This window comes from Cupriavidus lacunae, assembly GCF_003353055.1.
Lineage (GTDB): Bacteria > Pseudomonadota > Gammaproteobacteria > Burkholderiales > Burkholderiaceae > Cupriavidus > Cupriavidus lacunae.
The window spans coordinates 1-2,353 of sequence record NZ_QKWJ01000205.1 but is presented as its reverse complement, the minus strand read 5'-3'; the positions used below and the strand labels follow the sequence as shown (position 1 = coordinate 2,353).

Genomic DNA, 2,353 nt, shown 5'->3' with positions numbered 1-2,353 from the left:
AAACACACTGGTTATAGGATCAAGCCTTACGGGCAATTAGTACTGGTTAGCTTAACGCATTACTGCGCTTCCACACCCAGCCTATCAACGTCCTGGTCTCGAACGACCCTTCAAGGAGGTCAAGCCTCCAGGGAATCCTCATCTTCAGGCGAGTTTCCCGCTTAGATGCTTTCAGCGGTTATCTCTTCCGTACATAGCTACCCTGCGATGCCTCTGGCGAGACAACAGGTACACCAGCGGTACGTCCACTCCGGTCCTCTCGTACTAGGAGCAGCCCCCGTCAAGATTCCAACGCCCACGGCAGATAGGGACCAAACTGTCTCACGACGTTTTAAACCCAGCTCACGTACCTCTTTAAATGGCGAACAGCCATACCCTTGGGACCGGCTACAGCCCCAGGATGAGATGAGCCGACATCGAGGTGCCAAACACCGCCGTCGATATGAACTCTTGGGCGGTATCAGCCTGTTATCCCCAGAGTACCTTTTATCCGTTGAGCGATGGCCCTTCCATTCAGAACCACCGGATCACTATGTCCTGCTTTCGCACCTGCTCGACTTGTCGGTCTCGCAGTTAAGCACGCTTTTGCCATTGCACTTTAGGTACGATGTCCGACCGTACCAAGCGTACCTTCGAACTCCTCCGTTACACTTTGGGAGGAGACCGCCCCAGTCAAACTGCCTACCATGCACTGTCCCCGACCCGGATTCACGGGTCAAGGTTAGAACCTCAAACAAACCAGGGTGGTATTTCAAGGACGGCTCCACGTGAACTAGCGTCCACGCTTCAAAGCCTCCCACCTATCCTACACAGATCGGTTCAAAGTCCAATGCAAAGCTACAGTAAAGGTTCATGGGGTCTTTCCGTCTAGCCGCGGGGAGATTGCATCATCACAAACACTTCAACTTCGCTGAGTCTCGGGAGGAGACAGTGTGGCCATCGTTACGCCATTCGTGCAGGTCGGAACTTACCCGACAAGGAATTTCGCTACCTTAGGACCGTTATAGTTACGGCCGCCGTTTACCGGGACTTCAATCAAGAGCTTGCACCCCATCATTTAATCTTCCGGCACCGGGCAGGCGTCACACCCTATACGTCCACTTTCGTGTTTGCAGAGTGCTGTGTTTTTATTAAACAGTCGCAGCCACCATTTTATTGCAACCCCGTCACCCTTCTGGCGCAGGCCAGTCAAGCTACCAGGGCGTACCTTATCCCGAAGTTACGGTACCAATTTGCCGAGTTCCTTCTCCCGAGTTCTCTCAAGCGCCTTAGAATACTCATCTCGCCCACCTGTGTCGGTTTGCGGTACGGTCTCGTATGACTGAAGCTTAGAGGCTTTTCTTGGAACCACTTCCAATTGCTTCGCAGCACTAGGCCGCTCGCCCCACATCCTTGAATTACGCGCCCGGATTTGCCTAAGCGCCTTCTCCAATGCAGGGACCGGGACTTCCAACACCCGGACAACCTTCCGCGATCCGTCCCCCCATCGCATCATACGACGGTGCAGGAATATTAACCTGCTTCCCATCAGCTACGCATCTCTGCCTCGCCTTAGGGGCCGACTCACCCTACGCCGATGAACGTTGCGTAGGAAACCTTGGGCTTACGGCGAGGGGGCCTTTCACCCCCTTTATCGCTACTCATGTCAGCATTCGCACTTCTGATACCTCCAGCATCCTTTACAAGACACCTTCACAGGCTTACAGAACGCTCTCCTACCACGCACATTACTGTGCGTCCGCAGCTTCGGTGACTGGCTTAGCCCCGTTACATCTTCCGCGCAGGACGACTCGATCAGTGAGCTATTACGCTTTCTTTAAAGGGTGGCTGCTTCTAAGCCAACCTCCTGACTGTTTTAGCCTTCCCACTTCGTTTCCCACTTAGCCAATCTTGGGGACCTTAGCTGGCGGTCTGGGTTGTTTCCCTCTTGACACCGGACGTTAGCACCCGATGTCTGTCTCCCGTGATTGCACTCTTCGGTATTCGGAGTTTGCTATGGCGGGGTAATCAGCAATAGACCCCCCAACCATGACAGTGCTCTACCCCCGAAGGTGACACACGAGGCACTACCTAAATAGTTTTCGGAGAGAACCAGCTATTTCCAGATTTGTTTAGCCTTTCACCCCTATCCACAGCTCATCCCCTAACTTTTCAACGTTAGTGGGTTCGGTCCTCCAGTACGTGTTACCGCACCTTCAACCTGGCCATGGATAGATCATCTGGTTTCGGGTCTACACCCAGCGACTCAACGCCCTGTTCGGACTCGCTTTCGCTACGCCTTCCCTAATCGGTTAAGCTTGCCACTGAATGTAAGTCGCTGACCCATTATACAAAAGGTACGCCGTCACCCGTT

At 53.4% G+C, this 2,353-nt stretch carries 1 rRNA gene; it reads right to left on the bottom strand.

Annotated elements, in window-relative coordinates:
- Positions 1-15: 15 nt before the first annotated feature.
- Positions 16-2,353 (bottom strand): 23S ribosomal RNA (locus tag DN412_RS42635); the annotation flags it as partial.